The organism is Rhizobium sp. 01L419 (genome assembly GCF_056400025.1).
This window is the reverse complement of the sequence record NZ_JBFTSM010000022.1, coordinates 91,697-111,344: the sequence shown is the minus strand read 5'-3', so window position 1 is coordinate 111,344 and position 19,648 is coordinate 91,697. Positions and strand designations below refer to the sequence as shown.

Annotated in this window: 22 protein-coding genes; all 22 read left to right on the top strand. The window is 58.1% G+C overall.

Annotated elements, in window-relative coordinates; translation table 11 throughout:
* Positions 1 to 353: flagellin (locus tag AC1DUP_RS32005; protein WP_477836738.1), on the top strand; the 353-nt coding region annotated here is incomplete at its 5' end.
* 253 nt (positions 354 to 606) lie between these two features.
* Entirely contained in the window at positions 607 to 1,515 is a 909-nt protein-coding gene (locus AC1DUP_RS32000; RefSeq protein ID WP_113300745.1) for a flagellin N-terminal helical domain-containing protein, read from the top strand.
* A 288-nt stretch (positions 1,516 to 1,803) separates the two neighbouring features.
* Positions 1,804 to 2,757 carry a flagellin N-terminal helical domain-containing protein gene (locus AC1DUP_RS31995; RefSeq protein ID WP_113300751.1) on the top strand — a complete coding sequence of 318 codons (954 nt, stop codon included), beginning with the start codon at positions 1,804 to 1,806 and terminating at the stop codon, positions 2,755 to 2,757.
* A gap of 196 nt (positions 2,758 to 2,953) precedes the next feature.
* A complete protein-coding gene (locus AC1DUP_RS31990) occupies positions 2,954 to 3,592 on the top strand; it encodes a hypothetical protein (RefSeq protein WP_113311567.1) in 639 nt (212 codons plus the stop codon).
* Positions 3,589 to 4,869 (top strand): MotB family protein, encoded by a 1,281-nt coding sequence (locus AC1DUP_RS31985; RefSeq protein WP_115035694.1) that lies wholly within the window; start codon positions 3,589 to 3,591, stop codon positions 4,867 to 4,869. Before AC1DUP_RS31990 ends, AC1DUP_RS31985 begins: the two co-directional genes overlap by 4 nt.
* Before the next feature lie 4 nt (positions 4,870 to 4,873).
* On the top strand, positions 4,874 to 6,169 hold the full coding sequence (gene motC / locus AC1DUP_RS31980; protein ID WP_113300741.1) for a chemotaxis protein MotC: 1,296 nt from the start codon (positions 4,874 to 4,876) through the stop codon (positions 6,167 to 6,169).
* Positions 6,170 to 6,173: 4 nt separating this feature from the next.
* Positions 6,174 to 7,619 (top strand): flagellar hook-length control protein FliK, encoded by a 1,446-nt coding sequence (gene fliK / locus AC1DUP_RS31975; protein ID WP_115036596.1) that lies wholly within the window; start codon positions 6,174 to 6,176, stop codon positions 7,617 to 7,619.
* Positions 7,561 to 8,124, top strand: coding sequence for a lytic transglycosylase domain-containing protein (locus tag AC1DUP_RS31970; RefSeq protein WP_115036594.1), 564 nt, complete (start codon positions 7,561 to 7,563; stop codon positions 8,122 to 8,124). Before fliK ends, AC1DUP_RS31970 begins: the two co-directional genes overlap by 59 nt.
* A 280-nt stretch (positions 8,125 to 8,404) precedes the next feature.
* Positions 8,405 to 9,076 carry a transcriptional activator Rem gene (rem, locus tag AC1DUP_RS31965; protein ID WP_113300740.1) on the top strand — a complete coding sequence of 224 codons (672 nt, stop codon included), beginning with the start codon at positions 8,405 to 8,407 and terminating at the stop codon, positions 9,074 to 9,076.
* Positions 9,077 to 9,203: 127 nt separating this feature from the next.
* The gene (locus AC1DUP_RS31960) at positions 9,204 to 10,505 is read left to right on the top strand and encodes a flagellar hook protein FlgE (RefSeq protein ID WP_113311564.1); all 1,302 of its coding nucleotides are present in this window, start codon (positions 9,204 to 9,206) and stop codon (positions 10,503 to 10,505) included.
* A 19-nt stretch (positions 10,506 to 10,524) separates the two neighbouring features.
* Positions 10,525 to 11,991, top strand: a complete 1,467-nt coding sequence (gene flgK, locus AC1DUP_RS31955) for a flagellar hook-associated protein FlgK (RefSeq protein WP_113311563.1) — start codon at positions 10,525 to 10,527, stop codon at positions 11,989 to 11,991.
* Between the two features lie 3 nt (positions 11,992 to 11,994).
* Positions 11,995 to 13,047 (top strand): flagellar hook-associated family protein, encoded by a 1,053-nt coding sequence (locus AC1DUP_RS31950; RefSeq protein WP_477836737.1) that lies wholly within the window; start codon positions 11,995 to 11,997, stop codon positions 13,045 to 13,047.
* A gap of 36 nt (positions 13,048 to 13,083) precedes the next feature.
* A complete protein-coding gene (gene flaF / locus AC1DUP_RS31945) occupies positions 13,084 to 13,431 on the top strand; it encodes a flagellar biosynthesis regulator FlaF (RefSeq protein ID WP_183748984.1) in 348 nt (115 codons plus the stop codon).
* Positions 13,428 to 13,877: a flagellar biosynthesis repressor FlbT gene (flbT, locus tag AC1DUP_RS31940; RefSeq protein WP_113300735.1), complete on the top strand. Its 450-nt coding sequence runs from the start codon at positions 13,428 to 13,430 to the stop codon at positions 13,875 to 13,877. Before flaF ends, flbT begins: the two co-directional genes overlap by 4 nt.
* On the top strand, positions 13,868 to 14,320 hold the full coding sequence (gene flgD / locus AC1DUP_RS31935) for a flagellar hook assembly protein FlgD (RefSeq protein WP_113300734.1): 453 nt from the start codon (positions 13,868 to 13,870) through the stop codon (positions 14,318 to 14,320). Before flbT ends, flgD begins: the two co-directional genes overlap by 10 nt.
* 52 nt (positions 14,321 to 14,372) lie before the next feature.
* The gene (gene fliQ / locus AC1DUP_RS31930) at positions 14,373 to 14,639 is read left to right on the top strand and encodes a flagellar biosynthesis protein FliQ (RefSeq protein WP_113300733.1); all 267 of its coding nucleotides are present in this window, start codon (positions 14,373 to 14,375) and stop codon (positions 14,637 to 14,639) included.
* A 91-nt stretch (positions 14,640 to 14,730) separates the two neighbouring features.
* Positions 14,731 to 16,818 carry a flagellar biosynthesis protein FlhA gene (gene flhA / locus AC1DUP_RS31925; RefSeq protein WP_477836736.1) on the top strand — a complete coding sequence of 696 codons (2,088 nt, stop codon included), beginning with the start codon at positions 14,731 to 14,733 and terminating at the stop codon, positions 16,816 to 16,818.
* The gene (gene fliR / locus AC1DUP_RS31920) at positions 16,815 to 17,567 is read left to right on the top strand and encodes a flagellar biosynthetic protein FliR (protein WP_113300731.1); all 753 of its coding nucleotides are present in this window, start codon (positions 16,815 to 16,817) and stop codon (positions 17,565 to 17,567) included. The genes flhA and fliR overlap by 4 nt, the downstream gene beginning before the upstream one ends.
* Positions 17,568 to 17,573: 6 nt before the next feature.
* The gene (locus AC1DUP_RS31915; RefSeq protein WP_113300730.1) at positions 17,574 to 17,984 is read left to right on the top strand and encodes a hypothetical protein; all 411 of its coding nucleotides are present in this window, start codon (positions 17,574 to 17,576) and stop codon (positions 17,982 to 17,984) included.
* Positions 17,985 to 18,018: 34 nt separating this feature from the next.
* A complete protein-coding gene (locus AC1DUP_RS31910) occupies positions 18,019 to 18,585 on the top strand; it encodes a rod-binding protein (protein WP_113300729.1) in 567 nt (188 codons plus the stop codon).
* An 11-nt stretch (positions 18,586 to 18,596) separates the two neighbouring features.
* Positions 18,597 to 18,962, top strand: coding sequence for a hypothetical protein (locus AC1DUP_RS31905; RefSeq protein ID WP_113300728.1), 366 nt, complete (start codon positions 18,597 to 18,599; stop codon positions 18,960 to 18,962).
* Positions 18,962 to 19,504 carry a hypothetical protein gene (locus AC1DUP_RS31900; RefSeq protein ID WP_113311562.1) on the top strand — a complete coding sequence of 181 codons (543 nt, stop codon included), beginning with the start codon at positions 18,962 to 18,964 and terminating at the stop codon, positions 19,502 to 19,504. Before AC1DUP_RS31905 ends, AC1DUP_RS31900 begins: the two co-directional genes overlap by 1 nt.
* The last annotated feature ends 144 nt before the right edge of the window (positions 19,505 to 19,648 follow it).

The window sequence follows — 19,648 nt, the reverse complement described above, 5'->3', positions numbered from 1 at the left end:
GCATCCTCGGCACGACCAGCGGTACGATCGGCTCGGTCTACTCGCTCGACATCACGTCCTTCGGTCAGGCCGAACTCGGTCTCGCTCTGACCAACGTCGAAAACGCTCTGAAGGCGATGACCTCTGCCGGTGCAAAGCTCGGTTCGATCACCACCCGCATCACCATGCAGGACGACTTCGTCAACGCGCTCAGCGACTCGATCGACTCCGGTGTCGGTCGCCTGGTCGACGCCAACATGGAAGAAGAGTCCTCCAAGCTCTCTGCCCTGCAGACGCAGCAGCAGCTCGCGATCCAGTCGCTCTCGATCGCCAACTCCTCTTCGCAGAACATCCTGTCGCTCTTCCGCGGCTAATAGGATCCCCAAACATAACCCGCCGGGTAACCGGCGGGTTCTATCAAAATCGAGCCGCGCTTCCATGGAGCGCGGCTTTTTTAATTTCCGTTAACGATTGATTAACCATATTGCTGTCATCTGCGTCTCAACGAGACGGCGAGTTAACCAAATTTAAGAACGGGTTAACAGGCATGAAGGCTGATCGTCGTTCCCGGTCGCTATTCCGGAATGTCCCTTTTTTTAATGTCTGCCAGCAAGGGGCAATCATTTCATGACAAGCATTTTGACGAACGTCGCGGCTATGGCCGCTCTCCAGACCCTCCGGGGTATCAGCAACAATCTTCAGGATACTCAAGGTCGCGTATCTTCCGGCTATCGCGTTGAAAAGGCAGCAGATAACGCAGCCTATTGGTCCATCGCGACGACCATGCGTTCGGACAACAAGGCCCTCTCGGCCGTTTCCGACGCCCTAGGCCTCGGCGCTGCCAAGGTCGATACGGCCTACACCGCCATGGACAACGCCATCGACGTCGTCAGCGAGATCAAATCCAAGATCGTCGCAGCAACTGAAAAGGGTGTCGACAAGACCAAGGTCCAGGAAGAAATCGCCCAGCTCCAGGCTCAGCTCATGAGCATCTCCCAGTCGGCTTCCTTCTCCGGTGAGAACTGGGTTGCAGGCAACTCGACCAAGAGCGTCGTTTCCACCTTCGTCCGCGACGGCAACGGCAATGTCTCGGTCAAGACGACCGATTATGTCCTGAACGCGGCTTCCAACGGTAACGTGCTGTTCGGCATGACCACGACCGGAACCATCGATTCGAGCACCGGCGTTATCGGCAGCGCCAACGGCACGATCGGGTCGATCTACACCATGAACATCACCTCCTTTGGTCAGACGGAAATCGCTATGGCACTGACAGCAATCGAATCGGGCCTGGAGGCGATGACGAAGGCAGCTTCTCAGCTCGGCTCCATCTCCAACCGCATCGAGCTGCAGGAAACCTTCGTCGCCGCCCTCGGTGACTCGATCGACTCGGGTGTCGGCCGCCTCGTGGACGCCGACATGGAAGAGGAATCGAGCAGGCTCACGGCACTACAGACGCAACAGCAACTCGCGATCCAGTCGCTCTCGATTGCTAACTCCAGCGCTCAGAACGTCCTCACGCTCTTCCGCAGCTAAGCCAGCGGTTGAAGCTGGATCAAACCTTGTGTCGCCAATTTGTGGCAACCTGGAAACCGCGCCGAAACGGCGCGGTTTTTCTTTTATTTCAATTACTTCCAAGGACAGCGATGTTGCTGTTTTAATCCTGTTTGCGCTCTTGCGAAAATCGTTGATATCGGGTTAACCTTACCGGGAGTTGATTTGTTTGCGACGCACCGGTGTGGGGGACCTGCCGGCGGCATGAAGCCAGTTCAGTCGCTGCCGGCAAAACCGGCCTGATCCCATCACCTTTCCGAGACCATGTCGATGACCGTCAAGATTACCAACGCGGCCGCGGTGAGTGCGCTTGCAGTGCTGCGCAGCATCACTAAAGAATCAACCGACGTACAGCAGCAGATTTCTACGGCAAAGCGGGTCGCCACTGCCGCAGACGATGCGACCTATTGGTCGATCGCGAGCGTCATGCGCGCTGACAGTACCAATCTAGGCACCATTGGCGATGCCCTTGGCCTCGGCGCCGCAAAGGTTGATGCGACCTATACGGCGATGAATTCTGCCATCGATCTCCTCGGCGATCTCAGAGCCAAGCTGGTTGCTGCGCGTGAGCCCGGCGCCGACAAGGACAAGATCAATGCGGAAATCACCGAATACAAGAACCAGCTCCAGACGATGGTCGAGGGAACGTCGTTCGCTGGCGAAAACTGGCTGTTGAACGGCGAGCCTGCGGCACCCCCGCAGTGGAAGATCATCGGCAGCTTCGTGCGCGCCCCGACAGGCGAATATCAGGCGCAGACCATCGACTTTCCGTCGTCCCAGACCATCCTGATCGACAGGAATAATGCCAATGGCGGCCTGTTTACCAAGGCGGTCAATGGCAATGCTGACGGCACGCCGGTCCGCAATTATTATCTGCTGAACGTTAACTCCGCGACGCCCGCGACCGGCACGGAAATCTCCATCGGTAAGTCGACCACCGACTCGCAGCTCACGGATATGCTGACGGCCACGGACTCCATGCTCAAGCAGCTTACCAATTCGGCAGCAGGGATCGGTATCATGAAAGCCCGCATCGACGATCAGATCGACTATACCGCAGACCTGTCTGACGCTGTCGATAAGAGCGTTGGCGCCCTGGTCGACACCGATATGGACGAGGCCTCGACCCGCCAGAAGGCTATCGAAACCCAGAAACAGATGGCCGTTGAAGCGATCTCCATTCTGAACGCATCCGCCAGCAAGATTCTTATCCTGCTCGAATAATGATCGGTGCGAGGGCGGCGCCATTCATCCTCGCGCAAGTTTGGGTTTCTAGTTTCCGGCATGAAGGCAACGTCCGAATCCATGCCGGCGACAGGCTCTGGGCCTCTCCCGAATCGGAACGGCATGCCGACAAGGACGATGGTCATTTTTCAAGCGGGGGCATGCCGCGTGCCTCCCGAATACTGGACGGTTTTTTATGAGCATTATGCTTTCCCGGTATTTGAAGGATTTCGGTGAGCCGGGTCCCTCGGCACCGATCATCGATGTTGATGATTTCGCCGCAGAAACCACCTCCACATTTGCGGAACTGCCGCCGGAACCCGAAATCGACGTCGAGGCGGAGCGGCGCGAGGCTTATTCCGAAGGCTTTGCGGCTGCGACCGTGGAACTGACCGAAAAATACGAAGGCGAAGCCCAAACGGCGGCCGAAGCTCATGTCCGTGAGATCGAGGAGCTGAAACTTCGCTACGAGATCGAAGCGGCTGCGGTAATTGCTTCCCGTATCCGTGACATGGCCGAAGAGATTGCCACGCTCGTCAGCGAAATGACCGCTTCAGCCATCACACCGATCATGACTGAAGCGCTCTCGAAAAAAGCAACGGAAAATCTCGCCGTCCTGCTGCGCGAGGCGATCCTCGACGGCGCGGCCGCCCCAATCATCGTGCGCGGTCCGGCCAAGCTTTTCGATATCCTCAAGGATGAACTCGCAGAGCATGCGGCATTGGTCCGCCATCATGAGGCTGATGACATCGACCTTGCTGCCGAGATTGGCGAAACTGTGCTCGTTACCCGCATCTCCGCCTGGGCGGCCAGCTTGAAGAAAGTGTCCGAATGAGCGACGGCGAAAACCATCACCACGGTAAGAACGAGATCATCATCGTCAAGAAACATGGCGGTGGAGATCACGATGGCGCCCATGGCGGTGCATGGAAAATTGCCTATGCCGACTTTATGACGGCAATGATGGCCTTCTTCCTCGTCATGTGGCTCGTCAACGCCGCCAACGAAGAAACCAAGGCCTCGATCGCGACCTATTTCAATCCGATCAAACTGTCAGATGAAAAGCCGACCGAAAAAGGCTTGAAGAAGCCCGTCGACCAAGCCGAGGGCGAGCAGAACCAGGAAAAGTCGAAGAATAAGGAAGAGAATCCGAACCAGGGCAAGTCGGCCGCTGACGGTGAGGACCAGACCTCGACCTCCGGTGACAAGACCAATTATTCGGAAGCCGATTTCTTCGAGAACCCCTATTCGGTTCTCGCCGAGATCGCCCAGGAAGTTGGCCAGCAGGCAAATGTCAGCGCCAAGGGTGACGGCGGTGCGGCGGATTCAGGCCCGGCTACTGGTGCCGATGGCGGCGAAGCCTACCGCGACCCCTTCGATCCGGATTTCTGGACCAAGCAGGTCGAAGTTACCACCGCCGGCAAGCCGCAGCAGCCTTCGCCGCTCGAATCGCAGGCCAAACCGGATGAGATCGCCAAGGCCGAAAATACCCAGCCCTCCACTCTGCTGAGCAAGGACCCCAACAGTGCTGCCGTCGCCGCGTCGGCAGAGAAGCAGGCGGACAAGAAGGCGGATAAGACCAAAGACAAGCAGGCGGACAAGACCAAGGACGCCGACAAAAAGGAAGAGGCTAAGCAAGCCGAAGAGAAGCAACAGGCCGAGGAACTGCAGCAAGAGATTGCCCAGCAGATCGCGGGCGTTGCCGGCAAGCTCGCTGAGGGCCTGACGGTTACGGCGTCCGAGGGCGGTCTGCTGGTGAGCATTTCCGACCAGAACGATGACTCCATGTTCAACATCGGCTCTGCGGTGCCGCGTCAGGAAATGGTCCTCGCGATGCAGAAGATCGGTGCGATCCTGAAACAGAGGGGCGGAGCAGTCGCCATCCGCGGCCATACGGACGGCCGGCAGTTCAAGGGCGATCTCAACGAGAACTGGCGTCTCTCGATGGACCGTGCCCAGAGCGCTTACTACATGCTCGTTCACGGCGGTCTTGATGAGAAGCGTATTTCCCAGGTTTCCGGCTTCGCCGACCGTCGCCTGAAGCTGCCCGAGGAGCCCTTCAACGCGTCAAACCGCCGGATCGAGATTCTCGTACAGGCAGATCAAGGATAGTCGTATGACGCGCAGGCAGCATCGCTATTTCAGATATGCGATCTTCGGTCTGGCGCTGATGTCGCCCGCCGTCGGTCATGCCGCAGATGCGGACGATCTCGCGCCGTACAAAATGCTGCGCTCTCTGCAGTTCGTTCAGGACTCGGTTGTAGCAGGCGATCATTCCGCCGGTGAAATGCAGCGGTTCATGCTTGGAAAGATCGATCAGCGCCTGCGCAACGTCGATCCGTCGATCTACGATGACGACCGCAATGTCGATGCCGCGCTGATCTATGTGATGAGCGGCGGCAATCCTCAGACACTCGAATATCTCGTCGCCCATGACGTCAATGGCTATTTCGATAATCGCGTTACCGACGTGTTGCGGAAATATCTAAGCGGCAAGGGCCTGCTTGTCTCCAAGACGCTGGAAGAAACGGCCAAGGAATATGAAGGCAAGAAGATCGGCCCCTATCTGGCGCTGATCGGCGGCAATGTACTGATCGCCACGAAACCAGTGGATGCCCTTACGCTGTATGACAGGGCGCGGCTCAATGCACCCGGCACCATCGTGGAGGAGGCGGCGTTGCGCCGCTCGGTCGCCATTTGCGTCGAAACCGGGCAGGTCGACAAGGGGCTTGCCTATTCGCAGCGCTATGTCCGCCGTTTTCTTCATTCGCCCTATGCCAGCCAGTTTGCCGATCTCTTCGTGAAGCTGATCGTCAGCCATGATCATGATGTCAATCCGCAGACGGTGGTCGATATCCTGTCCTTCATGGATGCGCCGCGGCAGCGAGAGGTCTATCTGCGCGTCGCGCGCGCCGCCGCGATTGCCGGAAAGCCCGATCTCGCGCGCATGGCCGCCCAGCGCGTCCAATCGTTGGGCGAGGGGACGGAAAATCCCTTCGGACCGCTCGCCGATTTTTACAACGGCATGGCGAACGTCCCCACCGACAATATCGACCAGGCTGCCAAATACATCGCCAATATATCCGGCGCGTCGCTCTCGCCGCAGGACCAGGCGCTGCAAGCCGCCGCAAGATCCGTCGCCGAGCAGATATTGCGGGCTCCGGATCCGGCAAGCCTGACACAAGGCTCCACCCCTAATAATACTAATCAAGAAATCACTTCTGAACAGGCTGCAGCCGCCACGGCTGCGCAACCGGAAGGAGCGCTGGCCGCTGCTCCGGAACCTGTTATCGAAGGCGCGGCTGCTGGCAAGGGAAGCCAGGATGTCGACCCTTCATTCACCTCGTTCGTGACGACCAATCGATCCAAGCTCGACGAAATCGACGGTCTCCTGGCCCAGGAAGGCAAGTAAGATGATGATGGATATCAGCGTCTCGGGCGGAGCGCCCGGCACGGATGCGTCTGCGTCCGTAAAGACCGGTCGGGGGGCCGGCAAGGGCGAGGCTGCGGATCAGAAGGGCGGCTTTTCAGATGCCCTCTCCAAGGCAGCCAATGCAGATCAGGATACGGATGCCGTCGATACGTCCGACGAGCATGCCGCGGGTGGCAGCGCGGAAACCGCGGCACGCAACCTGCGCAACCGCAATTCGAAGCCGCTGATCGATTTGAACGACGCATCGCTCAAAGGACAGACGGACGTGCAGCCCGAGACGATCGCAGACGCCGGCAAGATGCCTGCGAAGTCCGAAAAAGGCCAGGGCAAGAACACGGCTGTCTTCGGGCTTGGCAAGCCGGACGCCAAGGATCTGGCGGCCGAAACCGCAGCGCAAGCAGTGGGCAAGCCGGGCAAGCACACCAAGACCAGCGCGCTTGATGGCGATATCGATGCGGGCACCGATGCTGAAGCCGGCGACGGCGATATCACCGATGTCCTCGGCCTTCTGAAGAAGGAGCCAGGGGACGCCGCGGCTATGCTCCAGGCATCCGCGCATCACGCAGCGGCGAAGGCTGATGATGCGACGGCTGGAAAAAAGGACGCGAAAACTGAAGGCGTAAATGGCGCCAAGGGCGATGCGCATGTATCGGATGCGCTGGCAGCCGTTGCCACGCATCACGATGACACGCGCGTGCCGGGAACGGAGAATGCCGAAGGCGTCGAGGGCAAGACCTTCAGGATCAGCCGGGCCGATGGCCGCGGTCAGTCGATGGACATGCATATCGGCACTGAACAGCCTGGCTCGGAGAAGTCGGCAAAGTCGAACGTTGAAAATGTTTCCGTCCTGGACTCCCGCCGCTATCTCGGCCTCGTGCAGAATCCGAATTCCGCAAACGTGACAGCGGCACTTTCGGGCGACAGCGAATGGGCGCGTGCCATGCAGCCGAGTTCCGCTTTGTCGAACGCCGCCGAATGGACGAGTACCGGCAAGGTGGTGAACACCCTCAAGATCCAGATGAGCCCGATCGATCTTGGCCCCGTCACCGCCACGATGCGCCTGTCAGGTGATGCGCTGAGCGTCGACCTCAAGGTCGAGACCGGTGCGGCCTATCGCCAGCTCAAGGAAGATCACGGCAAGATTCTCGAGGCGCTGCGCAGCCAGGGCTATGCGGTCGATAACGTGACCATCAGCATGGCGCCTGTGGAGCGAGCCGATACCGGTAGCCAGGCAAACGGCCAGGGACAGGCTTCCCAGCAGCAATCGCTTGCCCAGCAGGGACAAGGCCAGGGCGGCGAGGCGCGCGAGCGCCAGAACCAGACAGCGCAGCAGACGGATGGAGGCTTCAATGGTGCGGGCGGCAACGGTGTTGAGAACGCTTCTGCTGTCGACGCTGGCGGCAGCCGCTCTGGCAGCGTTTACCTCTAGCGCATCGGCCTCTACCGGCGCCTGTGAGCGTGAAATCCAGTCAGCAGCGGCCAAATACGGCATTCCGGAAGGAATTCTCTATTCAGTCGGGCTGACGGAAACCGGCCGCAAGGGATCGCTCTATCCATATGCGATGAACGTCGAAGGGAAGGCCCTGTTTCCATCCTCCGAGCAGGCCGCATTGCGGCAATTCGACACCTCCAGCAGAGGCGGCGCGAAGCTCATCGATATCGGATGTATGCAGATCAATCACTATTTCCACGGCGAGAACTTCAGCTCCGTAGAGGAAATGTTCGATCCCCATCGCAACGTGGAATATGCTGCGAAGTTCCTGCGCAACCTTCACGACCGTCACGAGACGTGGACCATGGCGGTAGCCAGATACCACGCGGGGCCGAACAACAACCCCGCTCAGAAGCAGTATGTCTGCCGCGTCATCGCAAATCTCGTTGCCACCGGCTACGGCAAGTGGACTCCCAATGCGAGCAATTTCTGCGCAAATTAATTCAATTAATAATTGAATTGCCGAATTATGACCAAACTGTGTCAGAGTGTGGCAGGAATCCGGCATGAATCCCGCTTGCAAGCCACAATTAACCGGGCGTTAACTTTTCCACGAAATTTTTGTGTGCATAACAAGCTCGGCATACTATATGTAGATCAAATCGGCACCCAATTCTTAATCAATTATTAATTTCCGCCATTAACTTTCACGAGTAGCCGCTGATTCGCGCGATTCGTATCCATAGATCATCGATGTGCCACACTGATTCGGAGGCGGACGAATGATCGTAGTGGTTGATGAGCGTGAGCTCGTGAAGGATGGTTACACTTCTCTTTTTGGCCGTGAGGGCATTCCCTCAACCGGCTTTGATCCCAGTGAATTCGGCGAATGGGTGCAGACGGCGGCTGATTCGGACATCGCCGCGGTAGAGGCATTCCTGATTGGTCAGGGGCAGCGCACCATGGAGTTGCCGCGTGCCATACGCGATCGCTCGATGGCGCCTGTGATTGCCGTCAGCGACCAGCCGTCGCTCGAAAACACACTTGCGCTTTTCGACTGCGGCGTCGACGACGTTGTACGCAAGCCGGTGCATCCTCGCGAGATTCTCGCGCGTGCTGCTGCAATCCGTCGCCGCCTGAAGGCGATCACAAACTACACCGACATCGGCGGGATCCGCGTCTTCTCGGATGGTCGCGATCCGGAAATCCACGGCGAGGTCTTTGCTTTGCCGCGTCGCGAGCGTCGCATCCTGGAATACTTGATCGCCAATCGCGGTCGTCGTGTCACCAAGACGCAGATCTTCAATGCGATCTACGGCATTTTCGACGAGGAAGTCGAAGAAAACGTCGTTGAAAGCCACATCTCCAAGCTGCGCAAGAAGCTGCGCAAGAAGCTCGGTGTCGACCCGGTCGATTCCAAGCGTTTCCTTGGCTATTGCATTGATTGGAATTGATTTTTCGGCGCGGGCCATGCCGCGCGGGAAAGCCGGAATATTTCGATCGGCGACCCGGCGCAACAGACAGCTTCACGCAAGGCCCGCCAAATACTGTTGTATTTAACAGGTAAAACGAGGTTTTCAGATGAGCATTTTCGGCAGCATGAAGACGGCAGTCTCGGGGATGAACGCGCAGGCAAACCGCCTCAGCACCGTCTCCGATAATATCGCCAACGTGAACACCAGCGGTTACAAGGCTGTTTCGACCGCGTTCTCGTCGCTGGTCCTGCCATCGGGCTCCGGCAACTACAACTCGGGCGGCGTGACGACGACGGTTCGTCAGGCTGTCTCCGACCAGGGCGATATTTCCTACACGACCTCCGGTTACGACCTCGCAATTTCCGGCGACGGCTTCTTCATCGTCCAGGGCGCTGACGGCGTTCCTGTCCTGACCCGCGCCGGCGACTTTACGAAGGACGACAGCGGCAACCTCGTCAACTCGGCCGGCTTCACGCTCATGGGTTATCCATGGGGCGCCTCGGCTCCGGCCGTCGTCGTCAACGGTTTCGATGGCCTCGTTCCGATCAACGTACTCGGCGACCAGAAGCTGCAAGCCGTTCCGACCGCAAACGGTACATGGAACGGCAATCTGAAGCCCGGTGCGAAGATTGTAACTGTTCCGGCCAATCTGCCGAGCGCAAACGCCGCTACGGCGACCACGGACACGCAGAAGTACTCGATGGTCACCTACGACAAGCTCGGCAGTAAGGTGATGTACGACATCTACTACACCAAGGTTCCAAACCCGGCATCTCCGCCGGCAGCGGCTGGTACGACGCAGTGGGAAATGGCGGTCTACCGCAATGCTGACAAGGCAGCGACCGGCACGAGTTCCTTCCCCTATACGTCGGGTCCGGTGAACACCACCACTATCCAGTTCAACGACAAGGGCGAGATGACGGTGCCGGTGGCTCCGTCGACGACAAACATCGTCGACCCCAAGACGGGCCTCACCATCAAGATGACGCTCGACCTCTCCCAGGTTGGCGACAACTTCTCGGGCACTGGCAACGTCGACGGTCAGGGCGCGAATTCGCCGGTCGATATCACCATCGACTCCGACGGTATCGTCTACTCGAAGTACGATGACGGCAGCACCAAGCCCGTCTTCCAGATCCCGCTCGCCAATGTGCCGAGCCCGGACCTGCTGACGCTGATGTCCGGCAACGTCTACTCGGCCAACGGCAAGTCGGGCGTGACTGTTACCGGCTTCCCGCAGACCAGCGGCTTGGGCAAGATCCAGTCGGGCGCCCTCGAAGGCTCGAACGTCGACCTCGCCGGCGAGCTGACGGAAATGATCGAATCCCAGCGCAGCTACACCGCCAACTCCAAGGTGTTCCAGACGGGTTCCGATCTCATGGACGTTCTCGTCAACCTCAAGCGTTAATAAGGGTAACGGGTAAGCCATGTCGCTCACTTCAGCACTTAACACCGCGCAGAGCATATTCAACAATACGGGCGCACAGAGCAGCATCGTATCGAACAATATCTCGAACGCCGGCAACAAGGACTATGTGCGCCGGCAGGCGATGCTCTCCACCTCGCTGAACGGCGCCCAGGTGGTCAAGATCAGCCGCGCACAGGAAGATGCACTGCTGAAACAATATCTCAAGGCCTCCTCACAGGATAGCTCCCAGCAGACCCTGCTGAGCGGCCTTGAAGATCTGAAGTCGATCATGGGTGGCAACAACAACGAGACGTCTCCGGAAGTGGCGCTGCGCGCCTTCCGCGACAAGCTCGGCACGTTCCGCGCCACCCCTGGCGACCTGATCGCCGCACAAGGCGCGATCACTGCGGCACAGGATGTCGTCACCTCGCTGAACAATGCCTCCAAGGCCGTCCAGCAGCAGCGTTCCGATGCCGACAAGCAGGTCAAGAACCAGGTCGACTCGCTGAACAGCCTCCTGAAGCAGTTCGAAACGGCAAACAACGCCGTCAAGAAGGCGACGGCGGGTAATGAGGATCCTTCGAGCGCACTCGACGAGCGTGAAAAGGTTCTCAAGCAGATCAATCAGATCGTTGGCGTACAGACGGTTCAGCGCCCCAACAATGATATGGTGCTCTATACGGCCGATGGCACCACCCTGTTCGAGACGATCCCGCGCTCGGTCAGCTTCGAGCCGACGCAGTCCTATGCGGCGAGCACGAAAGGCAACAAGGTCTATATCGACGGCGTTGCCGTCAATATGGGGACGGGCGCATCGACCAATGCCCAGGGCAGCCTCGCTTCGCTCCTGCAAGTCCGCGACGATATCGCGCCGAAGTTCCAGAGCCAGCTCGACGAGGTCGCCCGTGGTCTTGTCAATCTCTATCAGGAAGCTGGCGCACCCGGTCTTTTCGTCTGGTCAGACCCGCAAACGGGCACGGCTGGCGGAGTTCCGCCAGTTCCGCCAGGTGGCGGCATCATCGATGGCATCGCTGGAACGATTGCTATCAATAAGGGTGTCATAACGAGCGGCACTCCGGCCGGCGATCCCATGCGCCTGCGCGATGGCAACATCAACGGTGGGCCGCCGAAGAACACGACGGGTTCGAGTGGCTACTCCGCAGAACTCGACCGCCTCTATACGGCGATGGACAGTGGCATTCCGTTCGACACCGATTCGGGCCTGGACACCAATGTCAGCATCATGAGCTACGCCACCAATTCGATTGGCTGGCTCGAGCAGAACCGCAGCGATGCGACCACGGCTGCGGAAAACACCCAGGCTGCCGCCGCACGAACCGATGAAGCTTATTCCAATGAAACGGGCGTCAATCTCGATGAGGAACTGACGCTCCTTCTCGACATCGAACAGTCCTACAAGGCGGCGACCAAGATTTTGAACGCCGTTGATGAAATGTTGAAAGCATTGCTGGATATTGCGAGTTAAGCCATGAAAAGCTCATTTATTTCAAGTTCGGCCATCCAAAACGCCATGCGATTGACGATCCGTCAGGCGCAGAACCAGATGACGAAGGCGACGATGGAAGCGACCACCGGCACCTACGCCGATATCGGTGTGTCGCTTGGGGGTTACGCAGCCAAGAGCATCGACTTTACCCGCGAAGTCGACCGCATCAAATCGATCAAGCTGAGCAACGCTCTCGTCGACGCCCGCATGGAATCGGCTCAAACCGGGCTCGATAAAATGAAGAAGGCCGGCGACAGCTTCCTGTCCAAGCTGACCGCGCTTCAGAGCAGCCACGATCCGGGCAGCATCACGGTCGCAATCCAGTCGGCCACGAGCGCGCTTTCCACGATGATGGACACGTCGAACTCGATGGTGAACGGCGAATATCTTTTTGCCGGCATCAACACCGACATCCAGCCGCTAACGGATAAAACCACTGCGACTTCGGCGGCGATCGTTGCAGCTCTGAATACCTATGCGGCAGGCCTGCCGACACCGAAGCCGGTCAACCAGCTCACCGGCGACGAGATGAAGACCTTCATCGAGACCAAGGTCGAGCCGATGTTCAGCGAAGCGGCCTGGACGGATCCGACCACCGGCTGGTCGAAGGCGTCCAGCCAGAACATGACGAGCCGTATCAGCAATTCGGAAGTTGTTCAGTCCTCGACCAATGCCAATTCCGAAGGCATGCGTTACTTCGCTCTGGCGACGGTGGTGACCTCTGCCCTGATGGGGCAGAGCCTTAGCACAGACGCAATGAGCGCAGTCTCTTCAAAGGCGATCACCTATACGACCAGAGCCACTACCGGCATCGTTACCCAGGCGAGCCAGCTCGGTCTGTCACAGGAGCGTGTCGAGAAGGCGAATGACGCGCTCGATGCCCAGTCGAACATCATGCAGACCAAGCTCGTCGATATTCAGGGCGTTGATCCCTATGAGGCCTCGACCCTTGTCAAGACTTTGGAAACCCAGCTCGAAACCGCCTACACGATCGTATCGAAGATCCAGCAGTTGAGTCTTGTAAACTACCTTTGATGAGCAAAGGCGCGCAATATAAAGAAGGATGCATGAATGTATCAGTTCTCTTATGCCGAGGTCATGCAAGACTCGGTTGCCGACGCGAAGGAGCGAGAATGGCAGGTTCTCGAACGTTCGATAGAACTGCTTTCGGTGGCGCGCGACAAAGAGAAGTACAGCCGGGAGTCCATTGAAGCTCTCTTCTATACGCGAAGGGTGTGGATCAGCTTTATCGAGGATTTGAAACATCCCGATAACCAGTTGGAAATCGAGCTCAGGGCGAACCTCATCTCGATTGCGATCTGGATATTGAAGGAATGCGACAGAATTAGAAAACGTCAGTCGAATAACTACCAGGGCATCATCGACGTTACCACCATCATCAGGGATGGACTTAAATGAAAAGTACACTTCGCATTTCTCTGAAAGCCGGAGAAAGAATCTTCATCAACGGCGCCGTCCTGCGTGTCGACCGCAAGGTCGCACTGGAATTCCTGAATGATGTGACGTTCCTTCTCGAAAACCACGTGCTGCAGCCGGAAGCCGCGACCACGCCGCTTCGCCAGCTCTACTTCATTGCCCAGATGATCCTCATCAATCCCGAGGGCAAGGAACATTCGACGGCGATGTTCCGCAAGTCGATCACGATGCTGCTCACATGCTTCAAGAACGAGGAAATCCTCGCCGAGCTGAAGCGTATCGATGCACTCGTTTCGACGGGCCGCGCCTTCGACGCGCTGAAGGCGATCCGCGGTCTCTACGCGATCGAAGACGGCATTCTCAACAATCACGAGCTGCCCCCGACAATGGTCGAGCAGATTCGCAGGGAGATCGCACCATGGCGGTAGATGGAACCCAGGGCGTAGGCGGTGGCAGCAGCACGTATGGCTCGTCCAATGCCGCGCAGAAAAAGGCCACGCTGAACTACGACAACTTCCTTCAGTTGCTTGTCGCGCAGATGAAAAACCAGGATCCGACCGATCCGATGGATGCCAGCGAGCAGATGTCACAGCTCGCGAGCTTCTCGCAGGTCGAGCAGACGATCCAGACGAACTCGAAGCTGGACACACTGCTGACCAGTTCCAGCCTTACCCAGGCGAGCAGCTATGTCGGCAAATATATGACAAGCGCTGACGGCAAGACCACAGGTCAGGTCGAATCCGTCAAGGTTTATTCGGACGGCCTTGTTGCAACGCTCAAGAATGGGGATAAGGTTCTCGTCCAGGCGGGAATCAGCATCTCGGATACGGCGCCGACCAACGCACCGAGCGACGATACCGACGAATCCTAGTCCGGCTAAGGCCGGACTGACTGCTTTCAAGGCGATATGAGGTTGCCTGGCGATGAATGAAGCTGATGCACTCGATCTGTTCCAGGCTGCGATCTGGACCGTTCTCATTGGCGCGGGTCCTGCGGTTGCTGCAGCGATGATTGTCGGTCTCGTGATCGCGCTCATTCAGGCGCTTACACAGGTGCAGGAAGCGACACTCACCTTCGTCCCGAAGATCGTTGCCGTTCTGGTCACCGTCGGCATTACCGCACCCTTCGTGGGCTCGCAGGTTTCCATCTTCACCAATCTGGTCTTCTCGCGCATCCAGTCCGGCTTCTGAGCCAACTTCGCGCAAGCTTCGCCATTTAACTGTCGATCCGAATTGGGCGGACTCTGATGTCCGCCTCCTCTCATGAAGAGACGGAATCGCCATGGCGCAACCACCTGCACTACCCCTTCCGAAAGTCGCTCCCAACATCCGTGATATCGGTTTTGCCTTGGGCATCATCGGTATCATCTGCATCCTCTTCCTGCCGATCCCGCCGTTCCTGATCGACATGGGGCTGGCATTCTCGATCGCCTTCTCGGTGCTGATCCTCATGGTCGCACTATGGATCCAGAAGCCTCTCGATTTCTCGTCCTTCCCAACCATCCTTCTGATCGCGACGATGACGCGATTGGCGCTGAACATCGCGACCACGCGAGTCATCCTTTCGCACGGCAACGAAGGGCACGACGCGGCAGGCGGCGTCATCGCCGGCTTCGCAAGCCTGGTCATGTCCGGCGACTTCGTCATCGGTCTGATCGTCTTCCTGATCCTCATCACCATCAACTTCATCGTCATCACCAAGGGTGCGACGCGTATCGCGGAAGTCGGCGCACGTTTCACCCTTGATGCCATCCCCGGCAAACAGATGTCGATCGATGCCGACCTCTCGGCCGGTATCATCGACGAGAAGGAAGCCCAGCGCCGCCGCAAGGAGCTGGAAGAAGAAAGCTCCTTCTTCGGTGCGATGGACGGTGCGTCGAAATTCGTTCGCGGTGACGCGGTCGCGGGTCTTCTCATTACCGGTATCAACGTCTTCGGCGGCATCATCATCGGTTATTTCCGCCACGGCATGCCGATCGGCGAAGCGGCCGATGTCTTCGTCAAGCTGTCGGTCGGTGACGGCCTCGTCTCGCAGATGCCGGCCCTCATCGTCTCGCTTGCCGCCGGCCTGCTCGTCTCGCGCGGCGGCACCACCGGCTCCACCGACCAGGCGGTCGTCAATCAGCTGAGCGGCTATCCCCGTGCGCTCTCCGTCTCGGCCGTGCTGATGTTCGTCCTGGCCCTGATGCCGGGCCTGCCGTTTGTCCCCTTCGTGATCCTCGGCAGTCTTCTCGCCTTCGGCGCCTGGTTCATTCCGCGTCAGGTCGAAGCGGAAAACAAGATCCGCCGTGATGCCGAGGAAAAGAAGGTTGTCCAGAGCAAGGAGCTCGAAAAGGACTCGGTCAAGTCGGTTCTCCGCACTTCTGAGATCGAGCTTGCTCTCGGCAAGATGGTCTCGACCCGCCTGCTTGGCGCCCATCAGGAACTCGCCTTCCGCGTCGGCAAGATGCGCAAGAAGTTTGCGACCCAGTACGGCTTCGTCGTGCCGGAAATCAAGGTTACGGATGATATCGGCATCCCCGAAAAGTCGTACCAGATCCGTATTCACGGCACGACCGTCGCCTCGAACCTGCTGCGTGTCGGCGAAGTCCTCGTCGTCACCGGGGCCGGCCGCAAGCCGAGTATTCCGGGTGACGAAATCCGCGAACCAGCTTTCGGCATGCCGGCAGTTTCAATTCTCGAAAACTTCGCCGAGGATCTGAAGCGGGAAGGCTTCCAGCCGATCGACAACGTCTCGGTCGTACTGACGCATATGAGCGAGGTTATCCGCAACAACCTGCCGCAGCTTCTGTCCTACAAGGACGTGAAGATCCTGATCGATCGTCTCGACCCTGAATATAAGAAGCTGGCCGATGAGATCTGCTCGTCCCACATGTCCTATTCGGGCCTGCAGGCGGTGCTGAAACTGCTTCTTGCCGAGCGCGTCTCGATCCGCAACCTGCACCTCATTCTGGAAGCGGTTGCCGAACTTGCCCCGCATGTCCGCAAGACGGAACAGATCGTCGAGCACGTCCGCATCCGCATGGCCCAGCAGCTCTGCGGAGACCTGGCGGACAACGGCGTGCTGCGCGTCCTGCGGCTCGGCAGCAAATGGGATCTCGCTTTCCACCAGGCTCTCAAGCGCGATGCAAAAGGCGAAGTCGTCGAATTCGACATCGATCCCCGCACGCTGGAAGAGTTCAGCGAGCAGGCGACGAAGGTTATCCGTGAATTCATGGATAGAGGCCTGCCTTTCGCCCTTGTCACGTCACCCGAAACGCGCTCCTATGTTCGCATGATCATCGAGCGACTCTTCGCAACGCTTCCCGTCCTCTCGCATGTGGAACTGGCAAAGGGCATCGAAATCAAGATTTTGGGCTCGATTTCATGATTTCAGACCCGCAAGGGACAGTTCTGGCGCTGTTTCTGGTTTTTTGCCGGATCGGTGGCTGCGTGCTGACCCTTCCGGGTTTTTCTTCCGCCCGTGTGCCGGAGCAGTTGCGCGTCTTCATCGCAGGCGGACTTTCGCTTGCGGTGCTGCCGGTGCTCTGGGACACCGTCTATCCGTCCGTTCACACCAGTTCCGGCACCTATATCGGCCTGATTTTCAGCGAATCGCTGATCGGAGTGATGTACGGCATGCTCGCCCGGCTCTATACGCTCGGCCTGCAATTTGCCGCTTCGATCGTCTCCATGATGGTTGGTTACACGCAGCCGAGCACGACTGATGTCGTCGAAGATTCGGCGGAAATCACCCTGACCGCCTTCATCACGATGACCGGCCTGATGGTTCTCTTCATCATGGACTTCCATCATATCGTGTTCCGGGCGCTGATCGATTCCTACACGACCATGCCCTTCGGCGGCTTGATGGAGATGCGCTCAACGCTCATCACCTTCACTGATACGCTGGAGCAGACCACCTACATCATGCTGCGGCTGGCGAGCCCCTATCTGATTTATGGACTGATCTTCAACATCTCGATCGGCTTCATCAACAAGCTCGCGCCACAGATCCCGGTCTACTTCATCTCCACGCCCTATCTGCTGATGGGCGGCCTTTTCCTGCTCTATTTCTCGATCGCAGCCCTGATCAGCCAGTTCGGCCAATCCTTCGCCGCTATATATGTCGGAAGGTGAGGGGCGATGATCGAGAAGAAGCGTTCCGACAAGCTCAAGCGTCTGGTCGCGGTGCAGCGGCATCTTGAAAAGATGGCGGAATATGATCTCGCAGAAACCAGCCGCCAGCGCGCCGACGTCAATGTAGCCATGGATGTCGCCATTCTCGCGCTCGGGTCGCTGGATCCTGTCCATCGCGCTTTTTCGCAGAGCTATGCCGACCGATTCGGCAGGCTGAGCATTAAGGACCAGCAGTTGACCGGTATGCAGCAGGTGCACGAAATGCGCCTGACGCGCGAGCGAGCCAAGGGCGACCGGCTTGAAGAAAACATGCTCGATGCCCTCCAGGCAGAGCGTCGCGAGGCAGATGACAATGCCGTCTACGACGTAATCGATCAGCAATTCGCAACGCCAGCCTCCAGCAAGCTTCAAAAATAATAATCGCCACGATCTTACATTAGAGGATTGTAACGTGGCTATTTCACCCCCCAGCGATCTGGTGATGGACGTCGTCAAGGCGGCCGACCCCATGGAGGTTCAGGCTGCCCAGGAAAAGCTCAAGGCCAACCGCGCAGCCTTTGCTGCAACGAGCCTCGCCGACAGCGGTAACGGCTTTTCTTCCGCAGTCGACATTCTCGACCACGTCAAGCAGAGGAGCGGCCTGAACAACATTCAGAACCGTACCAAGACCGAAGAAGTGCCGGAAACCTACCGGAAGTTCGAGGCCATGGTTCTGCAGAACTTCGTGAAGTCCATGCTGCCGAGCGATGCCGAGAATGTCTTCGGCAAGGGCGCCACGGGCGACATCTGGAAGGGCATGATGGCCGAGCAACTCGGCAACGTCATGGCCAAGGGCGACGGCATCGGTATTGCCAAGCAGATGTATTCCGAACAGCTGCATCGCCAGGAGGGCAAGATCGTCAACGCCTCCACGAATGAAGACGACCGCAAGACTGCGATGAGCATGATCGACGAATTTCAGCGCAAGACCTTCGGTACTCCGACTGCCGACAATAAGTCCGCAACAAGCGACGCATAATCGAGGATAAAATGGAAATAGTTTCGAACGAATACAGGATCAAATCCGTTCTCGGGCGCCTCGAAATGATAATCGACAATGAGAACACCCGGATCGGCAGCGATCCGCAGTTCGATCTCAAGGTCTCCAATGCGCATAAGAGCCGGTGCCTGTACGAGCTCTCGATGCTCTTCCGCGATACCGATCCGGCCGAACTTGCCGCTTCGCATCTGGATCAGCTTCACGGCCTCAAGAAGAAGCTTACGCTGAACGCCCGTCGCGTCGAAGCGCATCTCGAAGCGGTTCGCGCGGTTGCCGATCTTTTGAAGAATGCCGTACAGGATGCCGACGCTGACGGCACCTATTCCCAGGAACAGTTTGTCGCGCGGGACGCCTGATGATCAAGCTCGTCCTTACCGGTGTCTGGGTCTGCGCCGTCACGTTGGCATCGGTCTATTTCTCGGTGACCACGGCGACTGCGCCGGCGCCGGTTGAATCGGCTACCAAGCAAAGCGCGCTCGAGCTGGTGAAGGGCGAGACGATCACCGTGCCTGTCATCGGCAACGGTGCGGTCAACGGTTATTTCCTCGGCCGCATCTCGTTCATGATGCACAAGGACATGATCGCGGGCCTTAACCTGCCAATCACGGAGATGACGACCGACGAACTGTTCAGCCTGCTCGTCGGCAACAAGATGGTCGATGTCTCCAACATCAAGACCTTCGATCCAGGGGCTTTTCGCGAGGAGATCAAGAAGGGCATGAACGAGCGTCTCGGTGGCGAATATGTGGCCGAAGTCATGCTCGAACAGCTCGACTATCTGCCGAAGGAAGACGTGAAGGAAAATTCCGGCAACAAGCCGCAGAAGGTCGGCGCACCGGTCAAGATCGTCGAGACTGCGCCTGCGACCGAAACGCCGGCTCCGTCCTCCGGTCACTGATCTTCATCTACCGGTCAGTTGAAAACGGCGCCGAAAGGCGCCGTTTCTGCTTTCTCGCCTTGGTTAATAAACCACTTATACGCGAATGAAAATCCAATACTCTTTCCTAAGGGTTGTTTGAAACCGACCTGATACAAACACGGC